16 protein-coding genes and 1 pseudogene are annotated in these 23,105 nt (G+C 48.3%); 8 read left to right on the top strand and 9 right to left on the bottom strand.

The window, feature by feature from the left end:
* Window positions 1-20 precede the first annotated feature (20 nt).
* The gene (gene asnB / locus RF007C_RS12420) at window positions 21-1,601 is read right to left on the bottom strand and encodes an asparagine synthase B (protein WP_037300198.1); all 1,581 of its coding nucleotides are present in this window, start codon (window positions 1,599-1,601) and stop codon (window positions 21-23) included.
* Window positions 1,602-2,053: 452 nt separating this feature from the next.
* Here asnB and RF007C_RS12415 point away from each other — a divergent pair, with 452 nt between their 5' ends.
* The 4 genes from RF007C_RS12415 (at window position 2,054) to RF007C_RS12400 (ending at window position 7,925) form a co-directional block, all read left to right on the top strand.
* On the top strand, window positions 2,054-3,862 hold the full coding sequence (locus RF007C_RS12415; protein WP_019679835.1) for an ammonium transporter: 1,809 nt from the start codon (window positions 2,054-2,056) through the stop codon (window positions 3,860-3,862).
* Between the two features lie 82 nt (window positions 3,863-3,944).
* Window positions 3,945-6,032: a glutamine synthetase III gene (locus tag RF007C_RS12410; RefSeq protein WP_019679836.1), complete on the top strand. Its 2,088-nt coding sequence runs from the start codon at window positions 3,945-3,947 to the stop codon at window positions 6,030-6,032.
* Window positions 6,033-6,217: 185 nt separating this feature from the next.
* A complete protein-coding gene (locus tag RF007C_RS12405) occupies window positions 6,218-6,757 on the top strand; it encodes a flavodoxin family protein (protein WP_173908384.1) in 540 nt (179 codons plus the stop codon).
* 31 nt (window positions 6,758-6,788) lie between these two features.
* On the top strand, window positions 6,789-7,925 hold the full coding sequence (locus tag RF007C_RS12400) for a dockerin type I domain-containing protein (protein ID WP_037300194.1): 1,137 nt from the start codon (window positions 6,789-6,791) through the stop codon (window positions 7,923-7,925).
* Window positions 7,926-7,977: 52 nt separating this feature from the next.
* On the opposite strand, the gene RF007C_RS12395 is transcribed toward RF007C_RS12400, so the two are convergent.
* The 3 genes from RF007C_RS12395 to RF007C_RS12385 all read right to left on the bottom strand — a co-directional run bounded on the left by RF007C_RS12395 (window position 7,978) and on the right by RF007C_RS12385 (window position 11,425).
* A complete protein-coding gene (locus RF007C_RS12395; RefSeq protein WP_019679839.1) occupies window positions 7,978-9,327 on the bottom strand; it encodes an MATE family efflux transporter in 1,350 nt (449 codons plus the stop codon).
* A gap of 215 nt (window positions 9,328-9,542) precedes the next feature.
* Window positions 9,543-10,754 (bottom strand): sensor histidine kinase, encoded by a 1,212-nt coding sequence (locus tag RF007C_RS12390; RefSeq protein WP_037300193.1) that lies wholly within the window; start codon window positions 10,752-10,754, stop codon window positions 9,543-9,545.
* Window positions 10,748-11,425, bottom strand: coding sequence for a response regulator transcription factor (locus RF007C_RS12385; RefSeq protein ID WP_019679840.1), 678 nt, complete (start codon window positions 11,423-11,425; stop codon window positions 10,748-10,750). Before RF007C_RS12385 ends, RF007C_RS12390 begins: the two co-directional genes overlap by 7 nt.
* 199 nt (window positions 11,426-11,624) lie before the next feature.
* Here RF007C_RS12385 and RF007C_RS12380 point away from each other — a divergent pair, with 199 nt between their 5' ends.
* The 3 genes and pseudogenes from RF007C_RS12380 to RF007C_RS18250 form a co-directional block, all read left to right on the top strand.
* On the top strand, window positions 11,625-12,293 hold the full coding sequence (locus RF007C_RS12380; RefSeq protein ID WP_019679841.1) for a polyphosphate polymerase domain-containing protein: 669 nt from the start codon (window positions 11,625-11,627) through the stop codon (window positions 12,291-12,293).
* 21 nt (window positions 12,294-12,314) lie between these two features.
* Window positions 12,315-12,986 (top strand): DUF4956 domain-containing protein, encoded by a 672-nt coding sequence (locus RF007C_RS12375; RefSeq protein ID WP_019679842.1) that lies wholly within the window; start codon window positions 12,315-12,317, stop codon window positions 12,984-12,986.
* Between the two features lie 12 nt (window positions 12,987-12,998).
* Window positions 12,999-13,646 (top strand): annotated as a pseudogene (locus tag RF007C_RS18250) (CotH kinase family protein); the annotation flags it as partial.
* Between the two features lie 16 nt (window positions 13,647-13,662).
* Here RF007C_RS18250 and RF007C_RS12370 read toward each other — a convergent pair.
* Window positions 13,663-15,897, bottom strand: coding sequence for a hypothetical protein (locus tag RF007C_RS12370; RefSeq protein WP_037300191.1), 2,235 nt, complete (start codon window positions 15,895-15,897; stop codon window positions 13,663-13,665).
* A 17-nt stretch (window positions 15,898-15,914) separates the two neighbouring features.
* Window positions 15,915-18,020, bottom strand: coding sequence for an MMPL family transporter (locus RF007C_RS12365; protein ID WP_037300643.1), 2,106 nt, complete (start codon window positions 18,018-18,020; stop codon window positions 15,915-15,917).
* Between the two features lie 335 nt (window positions 18,021-18,355).
* On the opposite strand from RF007C_RS12365, the gene RF007C_RS12360 reads away from it, so the two are divergent.
* Complete coding sequence (locus tag RF007C_RS12360) at window positions 18,356-18,967, top strand: TetR/AcrR family transcriptional regulator (RefSeq protein WP_037300190.1); 612 nt, start codon at window positions 18,356-18,358, stop codon at window positions 18,965-18,967.
* A 202-nt stretch (window positions 18,968-19,169) separates the two neighbouring features.
* On the opposite strand, the gene RF007C_RS12355 is transcribed toward RF007C_RS12360, so the two are convergent.
* The 3 genes from RF007C_RS12355 to RF007C_RS12345 form a co-directional block, all read right to left on the bottom strand.
* Window positions 19,170-20,471: a UDP-N-acetylglucosamine 1-carboxyvinyltransferase gene (locus RF007C_RS12355; protein WP_019679861.1), complete on the bottom strand. Its 1,302-nt coding sequence runs from the start codon at window positions 20,469-20,471 to the stop codon at window positions 19,170-19,172.
* Between the two features lie 114 nt (window positions 20,472-20,585).
* Complete coding sequence (locus tag RF007C_RS16630; protein ID WP_051456659.1) at window positions 20,586-22,091, bottom strand: peptidylprolyl isomerase; 1,506 nt, start codon at window positions 22,089-22,091, stop codon at window positions 20,586-20,588.
* 180 nt (window positions 22,092-22,271) lie between these two features.
* On the bottom strand, window positions 22,272-23,105 hold the full coding sequence (locus tag RF007C_RS12345) for a peptidylprolyl isomerase (protein ID WP_037300189.1): 834 nt from the start codon (window positions 23,103-23,105) through the stop codon (window positions 22,272-22,274).

Here is a 23,105-nt window from a genome sequence, read left to right as displayed (position 1 = left end):
GGCTCTGTTCTTGTTTTTTGTTATTTTCCGCTTTCGCCGTAGTTTGAAAGCACACGGGCAGAGGGATCGTTTACGTTACAGCCCTCCCATTCCTTGTTCGGCATCCAGAAATCAACAACCATTTCACTGTTGTTCGGATAATATTTCTCGAATATTTCACGGTAGAGCAACGACTCCTTGGTGAAGGGCTTTGCGTGAGAATACTTTGTACAATCCAGCTCGAATTCCTCGTCCAGATAATAGTTTTCGGCGTATTCCTTGAGATAATCCACCATTGAATGACCTACCGCATCGGAGAAAGCAGCCTTTTCACGGTAAAGAATATCGTGGGGGAGATAATCTCCTTCAAAAGCCCTGCGGAGCAGATACTTGCCCTTATTGTACTTGTTCAGCTTCATTTCGGGATCGACAGCCATTACATATTTCACGAAATCAAGATCTCCGAAGGGCACTCTTGCCTCCAGTGAATTTACGGATATACAGCGGTCTGCACGGAGAACGTCATACATATGGAGCTCGCGGACTCTCTTGACGGACTCCTTCTGGAAGGCCTCTGCCGAGGGAGCGAAGTCAGTATATTTATATCCGAAAAGCTCGTCGGAGATCTCGCCTGTGAGAAGCACACGTATATCGGTCTGTTCGTGTATTGCCTTGCAGAGCAGATACATTCCCATGCTTGCGCGGATAGTAGTTATATCGTAAGTTCCCAGGAGCTTTATGACTTCATCAAGAGCAGCTATAACATCATCTTTTGTGATTATGATCTCTGTATGGTCGCTGCCGATGTAGTCTGCGACCTGTTTTGCATATTTAAGGTCGATGGCGTCTGTGTTCATGCCGATAGCAAAAGTCTTTATGGGCTTATCGCTTTTTTTCTGGGCGATAGAGCATACAAGAGAGGAATCAAGTCCGCCCGACAATAAGAATCCCACCTTTGCATCGGAGTCAAGGCGCTTCTCAACTCCTGCCACCAGCTTATCGTGGATATTCTTGCATACCGTATCTATATCGTCGTGTATCACACTGTCAACGGCAGTTATATCGCAGTAACAGTGGAATTCGCCGTCCTTATAGTAATGTCCTGGAGGGAACGGCATTATCTTTTTGCATATCTTTACAAGGTTTTTGGGTTCGCTGGCAAAAGCCATCGTACCGTCGTCGGACCTGCCGTAATAAAGAGGGCGTATGCCTATGGGATCTCTTGCGGCAATGAATGTCTTTTCGGTGCTGTCGTATATCACGCAGGCGAATTCCGCATCGAGCATAGCGAACATATCTGTGCCGTATTCCCTGTACAGCGGCAGAAGTATCTCGCAGTCGCTGTCGCTTCTGAAAACATAACCCATATTTTTAAGACGTTCGCGGAGCTCGCGGAAGCCGTACAGCTCACCGTTGCATACCGCAAAATCTCCGTCCAGTTCAAAGGGCTGCATTCCTTCGGGGGTAAGTCCCATTATGGACAGACGCTGAAATCCCAGTATGCCGTCGGGCACCTTTACTATCCTCTGATCGTCAGGGCCACGTGAGACCGTAGCCTTTAATCCTTCCATTACTTTTCCTGTACCGCCGCTCAAGCCGCAGTATGCCATTATAGTACACATTTTCTTTTCCTCCGGATCAATGTAAATAAAAAAGACGTTTCAGCAGACAGATAGCCTGATGAAACGTCTTTGTTCTTGAATAATATATTAGCACTTTAAAACTGCATTGTCAAGAGGGATTAAAAAAAATCCTTGAATTTCGGATAAAAAAAGTGATTTTGTCATTTGCTCAATGCTTTTGGTGTTTAAATTGAAAAATTATGTTGATTTCTGACAAATTTCAAAAAAGCTATTGACAAATGCTGTGGCAGGGGCTATAATGGCATTGTAAACAGCAAGGGCGCTGCGGACGATAAGTCTGCGGCGCTGTTTTTGGTTTATAGCGCTAATTCCATACACAATGGGGTGTATGAAGTCTCTGTACTTCTGCACCCCGTTTTTTATACAATCTGATAACAAAGGCGTTTGAGGAAGCGTATAAAATGCTGTATATATATTAAGGAGGTATTTCTATGGACTCTCAGACAATCTTACAGCAAGCCATGGACGAAACAGGCGGACTTGTCTTCGGCGTATGGTTTCTTATCGGTGCCGCACTCGTATTCTTTATGCAGGCGGGTTTTGCAATGGTGGAAACAGGTTTCACCCGTGCGAAGAACGCAGGCAATATCATTATGAAGAACCTTATGGACTTCTGTATCGGTACAGTAGTTTTCATCCTCATAGGTTTCGGTCTTCTCTTCGGTGAAGATCTGGTAGGTATAATCGGACAGCCCGGATTTGACATCTTCACTTCCTACGGCAGCTTCGACTGGTCAAACTTCGTATTCAACCTTGTATTCTGTGCAACAACAGCTACTATCGTTTCAGGTGCAATGGCTGAAAGAACCAAGTTCCTTTCATACTGCGTATACTCAGCTATCATCAGTGCAGTCGTTTATCCTATCGAGGCTCACTGGGGCTGGGGCGGCGGCTGGCTCAGCCAGTGGGGTTTCCACGATTTCGCAGGCTCGGCACATATCCACATGGTCGGCGGTATCGCAGCTCTCGTAGGCGCAGCTATCCTCGGTCCGAGAATCGGTAAATTCCACAAGACAAAGAGCGGTGAGATAAAGGTAAACGCTATCCCCGGCCATAACCTTACAATAGGTGCTCTGGGCTGCTTTATCCTCTGGTTTGGCTGGTACGGATTCAACGGCGCAGCTTGTACATCAATAGATCAGCTCGGTTCGGTATTCCTTACAACAACAGTTGCTCCCGCTATCGCAACAGTAACCTGTATGATATTCACATGGATAAAATACGGCAAGCCCGATGTATCAATGTGTCTTAACGCTTCACTGGCAGGACTTGTTGGTATCACAGCTCCCTGTGATGTAACAGACTGTCTCGGTGCTTCAATTATTGGTATCGTTTCGGGACTTCTCGTATGCTTCGGTGTATGGTTCCTTGATTATAAGCTCCACATCGATGATCCTGTCGGTGCAGTAGCAGTTCACATGATGAACGGTATCTGGGGCACTATCGCAGTTGGTCTTTTCGCAAATCCCGAGGTTCCCGGTTATTCACTGGCGGATCAGAACGGCAATCAGCTTGCAGGTCTGTTCTACGGCGGCGGCTTTGACCTCCTGGGCAGACAGCTCACTGGCTTCGTAGCAATCGCAGTATTCACAGCTATCTCAATGGCAATAGTATTCTATGCTATTAAAAAGACAATCGGTCTCCGTGCTTCAGAGCAGGAAGAGATCATTGGTCTTGATGTTACAGAACACGGTCTTATATCCTCTTATGCAGACTTCGCTCCTGCACTTACAGATATCGGCATGAAGGGCTACACAAAGGACGACGCAAAGAGCGTAAAGAAGGTAGGCACTCCCGAGGCTCCTGCTGTTACAGTTGATGAAGCAGTAGAAGTAAAGAATTATTCCGTACCTGCCGCCGACGGCAGCACAAAGCTCACAAACATCGTAGTTATATTCAAACAGCAGAAGCTCCAGCAGTTCATCGAGGCTATGGAGGCTATCGACGTAAAGGGTATCACAGTGACCAACGTTCTCGGCTGCGGTATGCAGAACGGACAGACAAACTATTACCGTGGTACTACTGTTGAGATGAATCTGCTTCCCAAGGTAAAGGCTGAGATAGCAGTATGCGCTGTACCTGTGGAGAAAGTAATAGCTGCTGCAAAGGCTGCTCTTTACACAGGCAACTTCGGTGACGGCAAGATGTTCATTTACGACATTGAGAATGTAATTAAGATCCGTACAGGCGAGGAGGGCTACAACGCTCTTCACGATTCTGCGGAATGGGAAAAAGCATAAGCTGAAGAGGGCGTCTGCGGGCAGTACAATGGGTGACCGTCCGCAGACCGCCTGAAAAATCCAATATCAGGAGGTCATTATAATGGAAAAGATTACAGATTTTTTTGGTTCAATGGTATTTGATGACAGGATAATGAAAGCAACGCTTTCAGATAAAGTATACAGATCACTGAAAAGAACGATAGACAAGGGAACTCCCCTGGATATATCCGTTGCCAACGCCGTAGCGGCTGCTATGAAGGAATGGGCAGTTGAAAAGGGCGCTACACACTATACACACTGGTTCCAGCCAATGACAGGTGTAACGGCAGAAAAGCACGACAGCTTCATCTCTCCCGCACCTGACGGCAGGGTTATCATGGAGTTCTCGGGCAAGGAGCTTGTAAAGGGCGAGCCCGATGCTTCGTCATTCCCTTCCGGCGGACTTCGCGCCACATTCGAAGCAAGAGGATATACAGCATGGGATCCTACCTCATACGCCTTCATCAAGGACGGCACTCTCTATATCCCCACGGCATTCTGCTCATACACAGGTGAAGCACTTGATAAAAAAGTTCCGCTCCTGCGTTCAATGGCAGCTCTGAACAAGCAGGCGCTGCGTATCCTTAAACTCTTCGGCAATGACAAGGTAAAGAGCGTAAAGACTTCTGTCGGTCCCGAGCAGGAATACTTCCTCGTTGACCGTGAGATGTGGAAGAAGAGAAAAGACCTTATTATGACAGGACGTACACTCTTTGGTGCTATGCCTCCAAAGGGACAGGAAATGGACGATCACTACTTCGGTTCTATCAAGCCGAGAGTTGCCGAGTATATGGCTGATCTCGACAAGGAGCTTTGGAAGCTTGGTATCCTTGCTAAAACAAAGCATAACGAAGTTGCTCCCGCACAGCATGAGCTTGCTCCGATTTATGATACAACAAATATCGCTGCTGACCACAACCAGCTCACAATGGAGGTAATGCAGAAAGTCGCTCTCAGACACAATCTCGTATGCCTGCTCCACGAGAAGCCTTTTGCAGGTGTAAATGGCTCAGGCAAGCACAATAACTGGTCTATTTCCACGGATCAGGGTGAGAATCTCCTCTCTCCCGGCGAGACACCTGCCGAGAACGCTCAGTTCCTGCTGTTCCTTGTGGCTGTCATCAAGGCAGTTGATGATTATCAGGATCTGCTGAGACTTTCCGTTGCTACCGCGGGCAACGATCATCGTCTCGGTGCAAATGAAGCTCCTCCCGCTGTTATATCCATATTCCTCGGTGACGAGCTTTCGGCAGTTCTCGACGCCATAGAGTCCGACAAGCCCTACGGCGGAACAAAGAAGGAGAAGATGCAGCTTGGTGTTGATGTTCTTCCCAAGTTCAGCAAGGACTCCACCGACAGAAACAGGACCTCGCCCTTTGCGTTCACTGGCAACAAGTTCGAGTTCCGTATGCTCGGTTCTTCCAACAGTATCTCCTGCGCAAACATTCACCTCAACGCAGCTGTTGCAGAGGAGCTTAAACAGTTTGCCGACAAGCTTGAAAAGGCAAAGGATTTCAATAAGGCACTCCATGACCTTATCAGAAAGACAATAAAGGAGCACAAGCGTATCATCTTCAACGGCAACGGCTACGATGACGCATGGATCAAGGAGGCAGAAAAACGCGGCCTGATGAACCTTAAAACCACTGCTGACGCAATGCCTCATATCTGCGACAAGAAAAACGTGGATATGCTCACCTCTCACGGAATATTTACCGAAGCAGAGATACAGTCACGCTGCGAGATCATGCTCGAGAACTACATCAAGACGGTAAACATCGAAGCTGTCACCATGGTAGATATGGCACGCAAGGAGATAATCCCCGCTGTTGCGAAATTCGCTGCTGATACTGCTTTTGCGGTATCCGTAAAGAAGAGCGTATCAAAGGCTGCCTGCAAGTATGAGACGTCCGTGGTCACAGAGCTTTCGGAGCTCATTGACGAAATGGATGCGGCAACAGGCAAGCTCGAAAAGGCAATAGCTGATTTCAAGAAGCAGAGCTCTATCATCAAGGCTTCCGAATTTGTCCGCGACACCATGCTTCCCGCAATGGATAAGCTCCGCAGCGCTGCCGATAAGGCAGAGACAATAACAGCCGAGACATACTGGCCGTTCCCTGCATACGACAAGCTCCTTTTCGGAGTATGATATTATAAGAGTCCGAGAAAAGTCTTTTATATAGACATACCCTTGATATACAGCACACCCGCAGAGCCGGCAGCATCATGCAGCCGGCTCTGCGGCTTTTTAGCTTCAGGGCGTTTTTCATTCATAAATAAATATTGAAAATTTACAGTTTTTCGGTTATAATGATTGAAAGAGAGGTGAAGAGTTTGAGCAATATAGTAATACTTGTAGGCAGCGTGAGAAAAAACGGCAATACCGCACTTCTGGCGCAGAGCTTTGCCGAGGGCGCTGCCCTGCACAATAACGTGGAGACAATATCTGTAGCCGATCATAAGACAGCCCCATGCACAGGCTGCAACGCCTGTTTTGTGCGTGAGGGAAATGCCTGCTTTCAGAAGGACGATATGACGCAGATATACGAAAAGCTGCGCAGTGCGGATATTGTCGTTATCGCTTCACCTGTTTATTTCTACGGTGTCAGTGCGCAGCTGAAGGCTGTTATAGACAGGCTGCATAATCCCATAAGGAACACCTTCCGCCTGAAAAAGCTGGGATTGCTGCTTGTGGGAGCTGCTGATCTTCCGAACCTTTTTGATTCCATAATCATGCAGTACAGGATGACCATGGACTATTTCGGACTTGAAAGCATAGGCTCTGTCCTTGTGCGCGGAGTCAAAAATATCGGAGATATAAAAGGCGCTCCCGAACTGAAGGAAGCGTATGAGTTGGGAGCTTCGTTAAAGTAAGTCATACAATGTCAGGGGCGGAGGTGCAACTATGAGCAGATGGATCGCAGAATGCCTTATATTGTCGGCACTGGCGGCAGCAATGCCGGCTGCTGTGCCTTTTGCTGTCACTGCTGCGGAGCCGTCGGCGGAGCTTCCGAAAGGCTGGCTTCTGTGGCACAGCTACAGTGATTACTCAGCTCTTGACAGTCAGCTGTATCTGCGTGATCCTGACGGCAGGACGGAGAATATAAGCGGTGATTTTATTCACCCTATGAACGGCAGCTTCGGCACATCTCCCCATCAGATAACCTTTATGGCTATCGACAAGGAGACTGACGAGTGGGACATCTACATAAGAGAAAACGGCAGTATCACAAACCTCACGAAAAACAGCGGCTTCCGCAATGAGGATCCGAAATTCTCTCCAGACGGCAGGACTGTGGTTTTCAAGCGCGGCCGCTGGGACAATGAAAAAAACGATTTTGTGTACGATCTTGCTCTGCTTGAGCCGGAAACAGGAGACATCAGTATGCTTACTGCGGACTCCGACGAGGAAGCTATGCCCTGCTTTGACAGTGACGGCAGCGGCATATACTATGCGGATTATTCAGGCGGTATGAGCTCCATACGTTACTATGACACCGAGCGGCATGACACCTGTATTATTTATGGAAATAACAGCGTTTCTGCTTATTATCCCGTTGTCAGCGGTCAAAGGCTTTATTTCACAAAATGGTATTCTGCGGATGACCGCTGCGATCAGATAGTGTATTTTAACGGCACAGATGCGGTGCCTCTGCCGTTTGATTCGGCCGATTATGACTGCTCCGATGCCTGTCCCGTTGATGAAGACAGAATGATATTCAGCAGCACCATGAGTGGCGGCTATGATCTGTATTATTATGACGGAAGCAGCGTCTTTGCGCTGTCGGAGCTGAATTCCGACAAGAACGAACTGGGTGCGGACTTCTATTCCTATGAGGAGTATCTCGAAAACAGCTTCGTCAGAGGTGATGTGAATGATGACGGCGAGTTCGGTGTGGCGGATCTGGTGATATTTCAGAAATGGCTGCTTGCGGATAAGGATACGAAATTGAAGAAATGGCGGGCTGCCGACCTCTGCAGGAACAACAGGCTTGACGTATACGACCTTGTCCTTATGAGAAAAGAACTGCTGATGAAATAATATATCAAAAGCCTCGGGAGTAAGCTTCCGAGGCTTTGCTTTATTGTTCTGTTCACTGCTCTTTGGTGATGTTCCTTACCCACTTGTATTTCATATAGTGCCTGTAAACTGCGGGTATCTTAACGAATTCATCCAGAGTGAGGATGAAAGCGACCGCAAGCACGGGCAGCTTCAGCACAAAAGCGCCTATCATTCCCATGGGGACCACCACTACCCAGAGTGTTATCACATCACACCACATACCGAATTTAGTATCTCCGCCCGAGGGGAAAATACCTCCTATTATCGTGGAGTTCAGCGAATTGCCGATAATGTAGTATGCCGCCATGAACATCATGTATTTCAGATAGTGCTGAGCCTGAGGTTCCAGGTGTATGAAGTACAGGACGATAGGAGTTATTGCAAGAATTACGATTCCTGAAGCTGCGCCTATAAGTATGGAAAAGCGCACAAAGCTGCCGCCTGCCTTTCTGGCTTTTTCAAGCTCATTCCTGCCGAGCATACCGCCGAGGATGATGCCCACACCCGAAGCTATGCCCCAGCACAGGCTGGCGATGATACTGCGGACAATACTCGCTATGGAATTGGCAGCTACCGCGTCAGAGCCGAGATGTCCCATTATCACCGAGTACATGGTAACACCTCCGCCCCAGCCCAGCTGGTTTATCAGCAGCGGTACGGTATACTTCCAGTAGTCCTTATGGAGCTCCCTGTTTTCCGAATGTATCACAAGTCTCATATGGAGCGGAGGACAGTGTTTCCTTGCAACAGAGACCGCGACCATGACCGTTTCAAACGCCCTTGCAAGAACGGTTGCGAGGGCAGCTCCCTCTATGCCCATTTTTGGGAAAAAGCCGATACCGAAGATCAGCAGGGCATTGAGGATTATATTCAGTACCACCGAAAGAGAACCGATGACGGAGCTGAGCTTTGCCTTGTCGCAGACCTTCATCATTCCGAAGTAAGTCTGAGTGAAGGCTCCGAGCAGATAGGAAGGCGAGACGGCCCGCAGATAACGCGCTCCCGCCTTTATAAGCAGCCTGTCAGAGGTGAAGATGTGCATTATCAGATCGGGTATCAGAGCGGCGCTCAGTGTGAATACAAGCCCAGTAAGAAGAGAATAGCGCATTGTCACAGCCAGGACTTCCTCGGCTGTTTTTTTGTCGCCCTTGCCCCAGTACTGAGCTGCGAGGACAGTCAGTCCGAAGACGAAGGCTCCGAAAAACAGACTGACAACAAAAGAGGTCTGTCCTGCAAGAGACGATGCGGAAAGGGAATCCTGATCAAGGAATCCGAGCATAAAAGCATCACTGGCCGTAACAAGTGATGACATAAGGTATTGGAACGCTATCGGAGCAACTATGCCTGACAGCTTCTTGTATATTGCTTTATCGTAAGTCATATTTCTCCTTTTTCTTTGTAACTGTTATACTGTTATCTAATTGGCGGATAAGCAGTATTACTATAATAGCACAGATCATACGAAATGTAAACAGATTTTTTGCGGAAATGCTTTTCCCTGCGTAAAAAACAGGTACCAGCAGGCCATGATAAAGAAAGCTCCCCCGCAGGGAACAGCCTTCGGGGGAGCTTTCTGTACAGTATTATAAATATATTTCACAGCGGCAGTGAGACAAAGAAGGTATTGTATCCGTTTTCACTTTCGGCCCATATTTTACCGTTATGCTCACTGATGATACTGTCGGCTATGGAAAGTCCGAGACCGTAGCTCTGACCGTCATTCCTTGCTTTATCCACGCGGTAGAAACGTTTGAAGATATTCTGACATTCCTCTCTGGAAAGAGGAGTTCCGAGTCCTGTCACCGACAGCACGCAGTTAGCGGACTGACGCTTCAGCTTTATTGTTACCTTTTCGGCGGGATCGGAATACTTCAGGGCATTGTCGAGCAGGATATTAACCACCTGTCTGAGCTTGTCCTTGTCGCCCTCGATACCTATACCCTTGTCTATATCTGCCGAAAGCTCCGTATCGTTTTCATAGAACAGCGGCTCAAATGGCAGTATACTGTCATTTATCAGCTTGCTGAGGTCGATGCTCTCCTTCTTTACGGGAGTTCTGTTATTATCGAGCCTTGCCAGCTCAAGAAGGCTTTCCACCAGACCTCTCATACGCTTTGACGTAGAGAGGATATTTTTTGCGAAGCTGTTCCTGTCTTTTTCGGAATAGCTCTTATCGTTCATCATTTCAGCATTTGTCATGATGACGGTAAGAGGAGTTTTCAGTTCGTGGGAAGCGTCCGCTATGAACTGCTTCTGTTCGTTCCATGTTTTCTCGACGGGCTTTGTTACCCATTTTGCAAGGAGCAGGCTTATTAGGAAGAATATGACATACCCGATGAGCCCGATTATTACGGAGTTTCTTACGAGGCCTTTTATCATGGCTTTTTCGCTTGATACGTCGGCAAATACGATAGCCTTTCTGAATTCGCTGTAGGATTTGAAGTATCTGAGGTTATAGTCCGTCAGCACTCCTGTTTCCTTTGATGTTTCATCGGCCTTATCAACGAGCTTCCTGAGCATATCCTTGTCCGTGAGATCGAAATAATCACTGCCGAAGGCAGTTATCTCACCGCTTTCCGATATATTTACGGTGAAGAAAGGCAGCCTTATATTATCGGGGATATTGTCGGGCTTGTGCATGGGTGCCGAGGCAGGCGGACGGAACGCCATTGTTCTCATCATCTGTACGCTCTCTCTTTCGATATTCTGCTTTGTAAGGTGGAGCAGAAGACCGAATATCACAATAAACAGCACAGTGACGATACTCATGATGACAGCAATGAATTTTATTTTCAGACGTTTCAGCATTTTTCTTCACACTCCAGATGATATCCGAGTCTCCTTACCGCTTCTATTCTGACATCCGAGCCTATACTTGCCAGTTTTTTTCTCAGGAAGCCCACATACACCTCAACATGGTTTTCGACCGCATTCGAGTCATATCCCCAGACCTTTGTCAGCAGAGCTTCTTTTGAGATGTGATTTGTACCAGAGGTCATAAGTATTCGCATGACCTCAAATTCTCTTGCGGATAAGCGTATACTGTTCTCGCCGCATATCAGGGAAGCCGACTCCAGATCGAGACGGGTATTCCCGAAAGCCAGCTCATTCACCTGTGAGCCCTGTCTGCGCAGAAGAGCATTGACGCAGGCGAGGAGCTCCCTTGCGTCAAAGGGCTTTGTGAGGTAGTAGTCTGCCCCCGAATCGAGCCCCTGGACCTTGTCTTCAACATCAGACTTTGCGGTCAGCATAAGTATGGGAGTGGGATTGTGTCCCGCTCGGACTGCCTTTGCTACCTGATAGCCGTTCTTCTTCGGGAGCATTATGTCAAGGATAATAAGGTCGTATATACCGAGCATGGCGTACTGCTCTCCGCTTTCGCCGTCGTAGACTACCTCCGCCTCGAACCCCTTTGACTGAAGCATGAGCTTCAGAGAATCCGCCAGCACCTTTTCGTCCTCTATTATAAGTATTTTCAAGTCGATACCCCCTTATTGCTTTTATATTATTATAATACATCATATAACTGAATTCAAGCTGAAAAACAGGCATAGCTCTGTTTTTTCACTCAACTTTCACTTTGATGTTACATCATTCACACTTGTTTTCAGCGTCAATTCAGCGTAGAAATGTATAATTGAAGCATAGAAGGGAACAAACACGAAAAGAGGTGAAACTATGGATCTCAGACACGAGATAAAGCATGAGATCAACTATTCCGATTTAATTACCATCAGACAAAGACTCAGTGCAGTTGCTTATCCGGATCCTCACACCATAGACGGAAAGTATTTTATACGAAGTCTTTACTTCGATAATATTGCGGACAAGGCTCTGATGGAAAAGATAAACGGACTGAGCCGCCGCGAAAAATTCCGTATAAGATATTACAACGGAGATACCTCGGTGATACATCTTGAAAAGAAAAGCAAGATCGACCATCTCGGCAATAAGCAGAGCGCACCGCTGACGGCACAGCAGGCACAGAGTATAGTTGACGGTGATACGGAGTGGATGCTCAGCTCGGAATATCCGCTTGTCCGCGAGCTTTACTCAAAAATGCAGACGGAGGGCATTGCCCCGAAGACTATCGTGGATTACACCAGAGAGCCGTTCATTTATCCTGCGGGAAATGTCCGCGTGACTCTTGATTACAACATCAGGAGCGGTATGAGGTGTACGGATTTTCTCGATCCCCACTGTGTGACGATTCCTGTATCGGATTCCATTATCCTTGAAGTCAAATGGGACGGTTTTCTTCCCGATATAATCAGGGACGCAGCAGCCCTTGCAGACAGGCGCGAGGGAGCTTTTTCAAAATATGCAGCCTGTCGTATTTACGGATAAAACATAAAGGAGTAATTTATTATGAGTTTCAGTGATATTTTCAAGTCTAATTTTATAGACAATGTGACCAGCGTCAGCATTCTCGATATGGCAATAGCACTTGCTCTTGCCTTTGGTCTGGGAATGTTCATCTTTCTGGTATACAAAAAGACCTATTCGGGAGTAATGTATTCGGCAAGCTTCGGCACTACTCTCGTGGCACTTACCATGATAACAACTGTTGTTATCCTTGCAGTCACAAGCAATGTAGTTCTTTCACTTGGTATGGTCGGTGCGCTTTCCATCGTCCGTTTCCGTACAGCTATAAAGGAACCTCTTGATATTGCGTTCCTGTTCTGGTCCATCGCAGTAGGTATCGTGCTTGCGGCAGGAATGATACCGCTGGCAGTTATCGGCAGCGTTATAATCGGAATCATACTTCTTGTATTTGTCAACCGCAAGGCTCATAAGAACCCTTATATCGTAGTTGTACGCTGCGACGGTCACGACAGCGAGACAAAGGCAAAGTCATTCCTTGACGGCAAGGCAGAGAGATGTGTTGTCAAGAGCAAGACCGCTCAGAAGGGCGCAGTTGAGCTGAATATGGAGATCAGGCTGAAGGACGACAATACCGATTTCATAAATACACTTGCGGATATGGAAGGTGTACAGAGCGCAGTTCTCGTAAGCTACAACGGCGATTATATGGGATAAGGGTGTGATATAATGTCAGCACATAAGAACATAGACAGGATATGCATAGCCATTACAGTTCTGACTCTTGTTATAGCCTTTATTTTCTGCAACGGACAGGTGCTGGGCATAAAGAACCTAGCACACGCTGCGGGCTATGAGGACAGGATCTTCGATCATTCAAGGGTACATACAGTTGATATTGTCATAAACGACTGGGACAGCTTCATCGAGGGCTGCGAGAGCGAGGAATACTCAGCCTGCAGTCTTGTTATCGACGGTGAGGCTGTAAAAAATGTGGGTATAAGAGCAAAGGGCAATACCTCTCTCAGCTCCGTAAAGAACATGAACAGCAGCCGTTACAGCTTCAAGATAGAGTTTGACCAGTACGAAAACGGAAAGTCCTATCACGGACTTGACAAGCTCTGTCTCAACAATATCATTCAGGATAATACCTACATGAAGGATTATCTTGCGTATACTCTTATGAACGATTTCGGCGTGGACGCACCGCTTTGCAGCTATGCCTATATCACAGTCAACGGTGAGGACTGGGGACTGTATCTTGCTGTTGAAGCTGTTGAGGAGTCCTTCCTTGAAAGGAACTACGGCAGCAATTACGGCGACCTCTACAAGCCCGACGCTATGAGCTTCGGCGGCGGCAGAGGAAACGGCAAAGACTTTAGTATGGGGAATTTTATGAATAAAGACGGAGAAGATAGAGACAGCTCCGACAAATCAGACGATAAAAACAACAGTCAGCCCACACCTCCTGATTTCGGCGGCGGAATGCCCGACTTCGGAGGAGAGATGCCCGACTTTGGCAATATGCCGGACTTCGGCGGAGATATGCCGGATTTTGATCCCGAGAATATGCCCGAGGACTTTGATCCCTCAAAGATGTTCGGCGGCGACGGAGAAAACTTCGAAAAAGGCGGCAAGGGCGGTTTCGGTATGGGCAGTGAGCACCTGCGGAAAGAGCCTTTCCGCCGTCGTCGAGAGTTTTAAGGCCGCTCTGTAATGCAGCAGAGCCGTTCTGTGCAGCCTCAAGACCGCTGCTGAGCTGACCGAGGCCTCCTGATAACTGCTGAGCGCCCGTGCTGACGGAAGCTGCGCCTGCATTGAGAGCGCCTCCCTCTGCCATTGAAGCGGAGATCTGTTTCTGACCGTCTATGGTCTGCTGTAATGTGCCTATTGCCACAGCCAGCTCCTGTGAAGGAGACTGCTGATATAATGCCTGCAATGCTGCCAGAGCCTGTTCATTGGCAGCGATAGTGATATCAAGTGAAGAACTTGCCTGAGTGAGGCCTGCGGACAGCTGAGAAGCGCCGTCGTTAAGTGCGGCCGCACCGCCTGCCAGTGTATCTGCGCCTGTTTTTGCAGCGGTAATGCCCTCTGCCAGTGTATCTGCGCCGCTTTTAGCCGAGGTTATGCCCTGTGAGAGCTGACCTGCCGAGGCGGAGAGCTTTTCAGCGCCGCCGTTGAGAGCAGCTGCTCCCTCCGAAAGCTTTGATGAGCCGTCCTTGACCTGCCTGCTGCCGTCTGTGAGAGCTCCCATGCTGCCTGTGAGAGTATTCACCCCTGTCTGGAGAGCGGCCGAGCCCTCGTCCAGCTTGGTGAAGCCTGCGGTGAGAGCGTCGGAGCCTGTCTTGGCGTCCTGAAGGCCGCTGCTGAGAGCATCCGCGCCTGCCGTAACCTGTCCGAAGCCGCCAACCAGTGCAGCAGAGCCGTCCTTTGCGCTGTTTATGCCGTCAGAGAGCTGCTGAGCACCGCTGCTGACCTGTCCCAGACCGTCCTTGATCTTGGACGAGCCGTCTTTTGCGCTGCCCAGACCGTTTTCAAAGGTGCCTGTGGAGTCTGAGAGCGTCTTCGCGCCGTCAGCCAGCTTCTTAGCGCCGCCGTCCAGTTCGGAAGCACCGTTTTTCAGCTCCAGCGAGCCTGCAAGCAGCTTATCTATGCCGCCCGTAAGGTCGCCTGCACCGTTGTTGAGCTTCTTTATGCCGTCATAGAGTGCAGCTGTGCCGTTTGTTAGCTTCTCGGCGCCGTCGCTGAGCTCCTTCAGCTTATCCTTCAGATCTCCGAAGTCTGCGGCGTTGTCCACATCGAGCTGTGAGAATATCTCGTTGGATACCACCGTAACGGAGGTATTCATCTCGAAGTTGGTAACGTCTGCGGAAAGCTCGAAGCTCTCGGGTATCTCTATATCCAGACCTTCTATCCTGCCAAGGTCGAGGCTCTTTCCGAGTCCGGGGAATGCCATGCCTACTGATATGAGCTTTTCACCGTCAGAGATGACCTTTCCGTTGGTGACCTCAACATTGACGTAATGCTCTGTACTGAGAACCGCTGCACTTGCAGCGAGGAAGGGCACGTATATGTCCTTCTTCACGCCGCCGATCTCCTTTGTGACCTTCTGCTTGTTGGTATATGTCCAGCGAATGACCAGATGGCCGCTTTTGCCCTTTATACTTTCGGGAGTGACCTTCTTGCCGTCCAGGAAGTATTCCATATCCACCTGAACAGGGAGCTCCTTGTCGGTAGTGCCCTTGTAGTAGATATCATCGCCGTCGGCCTGCCAGCTGACCTTGTCGCCGCTGATGTCAAAGGTCTCGTCGCCCTTGACGTTAACTATATCGCTGAGGTCTGATATATCCTGTATGCTGCTGAGAGCGGGAGCATTTTTCAGCCAGTCGCTGACAACAACGTTTTTTACGGAAGAATCGCTGTTGCAGAGTACATAGACCGTCTCGTCCTTGTAAGCGTTATCTCCGTTACTCTTTCTTGATCCTGTTTCGGCAGCAGCCTCAGCGCTTTCGGTCTTTTTTTCGTTCTGGGATTTGCTGCTGTTATTTGCATAGGCGATAGAGCCTGTTGCACCTGCGGAAACTGTGACAGCGACCATGGCTGCCATGATCTTTGTAAGCTTTTTCATATCTGTCTCTCCTTTGATCACACTGTACCGAATATATGGCGGCGCTTTCCATGCGCCTTGTCCTTTGGGATGAAGCCTGCGCTGGTCCTACAGATGATCTTGTCAAAGACCATGAAAATGGACGGGAGCACGGTTATTACTATGAACATCGAGATGAGAGCGCCTCTTGCAAGGAGCATACACAGCTCGGATATAAGACCTATATCGGAGTACAACGCAACGCCCACAGTAGCTGCGAAGAAGCCCAGAGCGGAGGTTATTACCGACTTTATCGAAGCGGCAAGAGCTGTACTTACCGATTCCTTCTTGGTTTTGCCGCTGCTGCGCTCCGTGCGGTATCTTGTGGTCATCAGGATAGCGTAGTCAACGGTGGCGCCCAGCTGGATAGTACCTATAACGATAGGTGCTATGAACGAGAGCTTTGAGCCTGTGAAGTAGGCTGTGCCGAGGTTTATCATTATAGCCAGCTCTATTACCGATACGAGTATAACAGGCAGCGATAACGACTTGAAGGTTAAGGCTATAATAAGGAATATAGCGCCTATGGACAGGAGGTTTACTATCTTGAAGTCCCTGTTGGTTATGCTTATAAGATCCTTTGTGGCAGGAGCCTCACCTATGAGCATACTGTCGGGATCGTATTTAGCAGCTATGCTGTTGAGCTTGCTCACCTGTTCGTTGACCTCGTCGGAAGCAACCTCGTACTCGGAGCCTATGAGCATCAGCTGCCATTCATCGCTTTTGAGTATGCTTTTGATCTCCTCGGGTACTGCCTCCTCGGGGATAGCGGGACCGATGAGAGTATTGAGACCCATTGAGAACTGTACGCCGTCAACCTTTTTCATTTCGCCGAGCATTTTATTTGCGTCCTTGGGGCTCATATCAGCTCGTACCATGAGGATATGGGTGCTGTTCATATTGTAATCCTCTGCGAGCTTGGTATTTGCGATAACGCTGTCCAGTGTCTTGGGAAGGGTGCTGTCCAGCTTGTAGTATACATCGTAGTGGTTGTTGCCGAAGGCGGCAGGTATAAGAAGGACTATGCCCAGGGTAAGGAATACCCATGAATGTTTTACTATGAATGAAGAAGTGCGGCTGAAGGCAGGCAGGAAGTCCCTGTGAGAAGTCTTTGATATTGCCTTTTCAAATATGAGTATCATTGATGGGAGCACTGTTACGCAGGCGATAACGCCGCATACAACGCCCTTTGCCATTACTATGCCCAGGTCAAGACCCAGGGTGAATGTCATGAAGCACATTGCCAGGAAGCCTGCCACAGTGGTGAATGAACTTCCCACCACAGAGGTTATGGTCGCTGCTATGGCGTGAGCCATAGCCTCCTGCTTATCCTCATAGTATCTCAGCTGTTCCTTATAGCTGTGCCAGAGGAAAATGGAGTAGTCCATGGTAACGCCCAGCTGTAGCACCATAGCCAGAGCCTGAGTTATGAAGGAGATCTGACCGAGAGCGATATTCGAGCCCAGATTCCACACCACCGCGAAGCCTATGCTGAGCATGAAGAATACGGGTATCAGGAAGGAATCCATAGTTACTGTAAGGACTATGCTTGTGAGGATCACTGCGATAACAGCATATATAAGCGTTTCCTTCTGGGTTATGTTCTTCATATCCAGGGTGATAGCGGACATACCGCTGACGAAGCATTGCTTTGACGCTATGCTCCTCATCTCCTCCACAGCGGCAAGAGTACCGTCGCCCGAGGTGGTATCGTCGAAGAATACAGCCATCATGGTATTGTCTCCGCTGTTGAAGAAATCGTATATATCCTCGGGGAGCACTTCCTTGGGGATAGTGCAGTCCGTCATGGACTGATAGCATATAACGTCGGAAACATGGTCTATAGCCGCTATCTTATCGGCAGTGGCCGCCACGTCCTTGTCATTCATGCCCTCCACCATGACCAGCGAGAAGCCTCCCTGACCGAAGTCCCTGAGGAGAATATCCTGTCCCACCATCGTATTTATATCCTTCGGAAGATAGGAGAGGATGTCGTAATTGACGCGGGTATTTATGTACCCTATTGCAGAGGGGATCATCAGAACAACTGCCACTATGAGTATAAGTACGCGGTGTTTTGCGATCCATTCACCGAATTTCAGCATCATATCATCCCTTTTCATGTATTTTGCGTCTGAGTATATCTGACTTTGTATATAGTATATTACAAAAATGACCGATAGTCAACCATTGTGGAACAAGAAAATGACTTTCAGTCAATTTTTTGTATACCTGCACAATTCAAAACCTTCAAAGGCTTGACTGTTGGTCATTTTTACTGCCTTGACAGAGCCTGTTTTTCGGGATATAATAAGAATAAACCACAGCTTGCATTTGCATGGTACACAGTGTGTGCCCGCCGCGCAGGATAGCTGCGCAAGAAAGCCGCTCCGGACGGCAGGAAATTAAAAGCTAATGGCACAGGAAAGGTGTGTAGAAAATGGGAAAGGTGGACATCAACAAGAAGCATAAGGAAAGCTCACTGCTGAAAACAGCTTTTGAATTTTTCACAACAAAGGGCTTCAGCAAGACATCTATAACCGATATAGTAGAAAAGGCAGGAGTGGCAAAGGGAACCTTTTACCTTTATTTCAAGGACAAATACGATATACGCAACAAACTCGTATCGCATAAATCGAGTCAGCTTTTCAAGAACGCCATAAATGATCTGGGCGACAAGCTGAATGAACTTCCCTTTGAGGAGAGGATAATCAGTCTGATAGACAATATAATCAATCAGCTCAACAACAACCAGTCACTTCTCACGTTCATATCCAAGAATCTGAGCTGGGGCATATTCAAGAATGCCATAACCACGCCAATATCAGACGACGATGTGGATTTTGCCGAGATATACCAGAAGATGCTCGAGGACGCCCCCAACGGGCTGCGTGATCCCGAGATAATGCTGTTTATGATAATCGAGCTTGTGAGCTCTACCTGCTATTCGGCCATACTCTACAAGGAGCCCTGCACTATCGCGGAGCTGAAGCCTTATTTGTATGAGTCTATAAGGCTTATTATTGCGCAGCATGAGGGAAAAAGAAAATAATGCCAGAATAAAAAGGCGCTGTAATTGTGGATACTTACAATTACAGCGCCTTTTTTTGTATAAAACGCAGAAGCCGAAAATATATTTTTTGAAATTCAATGGTTTTCCGTTGAATTTCAGTCCGTTTTCGTCCCTTTACAGAGGGGCTTTTGTGCCGGGAATAAAAAACTGCCGCACATAAGTGCAGCAGTTATAATGCTTATTAAACAGCGGCCTTGTCGTTTTCGGGCTTTTCTTCGGCTTTATCGGGAACGCTGACCTTCTCGATGTCTGCGCCCAGTGCACGGAGTTTGCCTTCCATGCAGTCGTAGCCTCGTTCGATATGGAAAATATCCTCGATCTCGGTAACACCGCTGGCAGCAAGACCTGCAATGATAAGAGCTGCGCCTGCTCTGAGGTCGCAGGCCTTAACGGGAGCGCCCATGAGCTTGCCGGTGCCCTCTATAAGAGCCACCTTGCCGTTTACGGTTATATCGGCGCCCATTCTTCTGAGCTCGTCAACGTAACGGAAGCGCTGCTCCCAGATATTTTCTGTGATGATGCTTGTACCCTCTGCCAGACAGAGGAGAGTAGCGATCTGAGACTGCATATCCGTAGGGAAACCCGGATGAGGAGCTGTTTTTACGTCGGTCTTTACGAGAGGACCGTCTACCCATACTCTTATGCTGTCGTCGAACTGCTCTATATTCACGCCTATTTTTTCAAGCTTTTTGGTGATGGACTCAAGGTGCTTGGGGATAACATTCTTTATGAGAACATCGCCCTTTGTAGCAGCAACAGCTACCATGAAGGTACCTGCCTCGATCTGGTCGGGGATCACTGCGTAAGTAGCTCCGTGGAGGTGTTCAACGCCTCTGATCTTGATAACGTCGGTACCTGCGCCCATGATATTTGCGCCCATAGAGTTGAGGAAGTTTGCGAGATCAACAATATGCGGTTCCTTGGCGGCGTTCTCAATGACAGTAAGGCCTTCTGCCTTAACAGCTGCAAGCATGGCGTTCATAGTAGCGCCTACGGTAACTACATCGAAGAAGATCTGGTTGCCGCTGAGCTTGTCTGCGGTAAGGTCTATCATACCCTGGCTGAGGGTATACTTTGCGCCGATGGCTGTGAAAGCCTTCAGATGCTGATCTATGGGGCGGTCGCCGAGAGGACATCCGCCGGGCATGGATACTCTTGCCTTATTGTACTTGCCGAGGAGCGCTCCGAGGAAGTAGTACGAAGCACGCATTTTTCTTGCATACTCATAAGGAACGCAGAACTTATTTATAGTTGTGGGATCGATCCTGTAAGTATCCTTACCTAAACTTGTTACCTCTGCACCCATCTCTCTGAGTATCTTGATACAGATCCTCACGTCGCTGATGTAGGGGACATTTTCGATAACACATGGTTCGTCTGAAAGGATCACAGCGGGAAGTATGGCAACAGCCGCATTCTTGGCTCCGCTTATGGTAACTTCACCCTCAAGGCGTCTGCCGCCTTTAATAATAAACTTATCCAAAGACTTTCTCTCCTTATTTTTCGGGTTATTTATATCTGCTCCCGAATTTCTTTCTTTTGTTCCTCGGCGCATTACGCCGACATATAAATTAATAAGCACATGGCTTAAAAATCATCACTTATAATCGGAAATATTCCAGTGTATTTCCTCATTGCCGTAAGTAGTTACGGTCATTTTCTCGACAACGATGTCCTTCAGCGGTTTGCCGCTGCTGTCGGTTTCGGCGTTCTGTATATCGAAAACGATATCCAGACCGTCAAAGACCTGTCCGAAGACTGTATAGCTGCCGTCGAACCAGGGCAGGCCGCCGTATTCCGAATAGATCTTCTTTTCATCGTCGGTAAGGGCATAGCCGCCGTCCTCCAGCTCCTTCAGTTCTTTTTCGTCCAGCTTTTCACCTGTAACGATGAAGAATCTGCTTCCGTTTGTATTGGTAGAGCCTTCATTGGCGTAAGCAACAGCACCTGCGGCGTTTATAAGATGGGGATCGGCGTCGGCCTCGTAGCCCTTTTCAAATATAGAGCTGCCGCCTGTGCCTTCACCTGTGGGATCGCCTGTTTCCACCAGTTTGTCCTTGCGAACCTTATGGAAGATGAGATTATCATAATACCCCTGCTGTGCAAGAGTAATGAAGCTCTCGACGCCCTTTTCGGCATACTCGGGGAAAAGCTTTATCTTTATTTCGCCGTCGTAGCCCTTGACCTTCATGGTCACTATAGTTTCGCCCTCTCTCGGGGCAGTGAAGTTTTTGATGTCGATACTGTCCTTTGCGGAGGCTTCCTTTATCGCCTCGGGATCAAAGGCTTCGTATTCGCTGATGTACCAGTGTATATCCTCGCCGTTGTACTCGCCGACCTTTACGGAGTTGATAACAACATCCTTGAGGGGACTGTCGTTCTGCGGATCCACGGATACATTCTGTATCCTGAAGATCACATCAAGTCCGTCTATGACCTGACCGAAAACGGTATAGCTGCCGTCGAGCCACGGTGCGCCGCCCGCTGTCTTGTATACCTCTCTGGCATTGTCCGTGAGGACATAGCCTTTTGCAGCCAGCTCGTCCAGCTTGCTGTCGGTATACACAGTGCCTGTGACCACATAGAACTGGCTTCCGTCAGTGGACGTACTGCCGCGGTTGGCATAGGCAAGAGCGCCTGCTGCATGGATAAGGTGAGGATTGGTGCCTCCGTCGAACTTTCCGCCCCAGATGCTTTCGCCGCCGGTGCCGTTTCCGAGAGGATCGCCGCCCTGTATCATAAAGTCGCTGATGACTCTGTGGAACTTCAGACCGTCGTAGTAGCCTTTTTTAGCCAGCTCTACGAAATTCTCCACGCCCTTGTCCGCATATTCGGGAAAGAGCCTGAATTTAACGATGCCGTAGTCCTTTATATCCATTTCGATGATGGTATCGCCCTTTTCGGGGTCTGTGAAATTTGCAATGTCAACATTTTCGACAGTGGGAGACTGAGTTGTTGCCTGTTCTGTGGTGGTAACAGCCTCTTCTGTCACGGATAAGCTGCTTTTTTCAGTGGCAGAGCCGCCCTTTTTGTCTGTACATGAGACCAGTGCGGAAGCTGCAACAGCTGTGCAGACTGCGCCTGCCAGCATCTTTCCGAGCATAAATATCCACTCCTCAGAATAGATTATCATGTTGTTATTATGAGCAATTATACTTCAACTTATATATTATACATCAAAAAAACTGATTTGTAAATAGTTTCCGTGATTTTTTGTTATTTTAGGACAAAGGGTTTCTACGGTAAGATGATAAAAATCTGGAATATAACGGAAGAGAGAGTCTTATTTCTTTCCCGTATCTTCGTCCTTTTCGGAGTAGGTGCCTATGGTCACTGACTTTATAATAACGTCCTCTTTCGGGAACTTGTATATGCCTGCGTTGTTGGTTTCGAGGGAGGCCAGCTTCTCCACAACGTCCATGCCGCTGTAGGTCTGTCCGATAACGGTCATTTGCTGTGAGAAATTAGGCACGCCGCCGTGCTTGATAAAAGCTTCTGCCAGAGCCTCGCTTTCGGAGGACTCTCTCAGCTCCTTCTGGAAATCCTCGTCGAAGGTCACTGTATTCAGAGTAAGGAAGCGGCTTCCGTTATAATAAGTGCCGCCGCCGAAGCATTTTTCCTTGAAGGACTGCTTCAGGGTAGTGGTCATTACGCAGACAGCGCCCTTGAAGGGCCAGAGGTTCTGGTTGAGCTCGCGTTCCACCAGCTCATGGGAACTGTCGTTGGCGGAGCCGTCCTTGTTGGGAGCGCCTGCGGCAGAATAGACTCCGCTTTCCGAATGGAACACATAAGTATTATTATAGTATCCCGAGTTTGCGAGCTCGGTGAAATTTGCCACTGCATTGGGAGAATACTGGGGATAGAGCACGAATCTGTACTCGCCGAGAGAGGTGTCCACGACAGCGATGGGATCGCCTTCCTTGGGGGCATTGAGCTGCACCAGCTCGATAGTTTCGGGATCTATGGTGATGTAGCTGTTGTTTCTTGCCCTCATAGTGCCGCCCAGCATTACTGCCAGGGAGCTGACTCCCATAATGAGCGTGAATATCAGGACGAGCCTTACTACGTGGTTTTTCTTGAACATGGTATTATCCTTTCCGTTGCATACTATTTTCAT

It is taken from the genome of Ruminococcus flavefaciens 007c (assembly GCF_000571935.1).
GTDB lineage: Bacteria > Bacillota > Clostridia > Oscillospirales > Ruminococcaceae > Ruminococcus > Ruminococcus flavefaciens_F.
The sequence above is the reverse complement of the archived record's forward strand: the minus strand, read 5'-3'. Positions and strand labels throughout refer to the sequence as shown.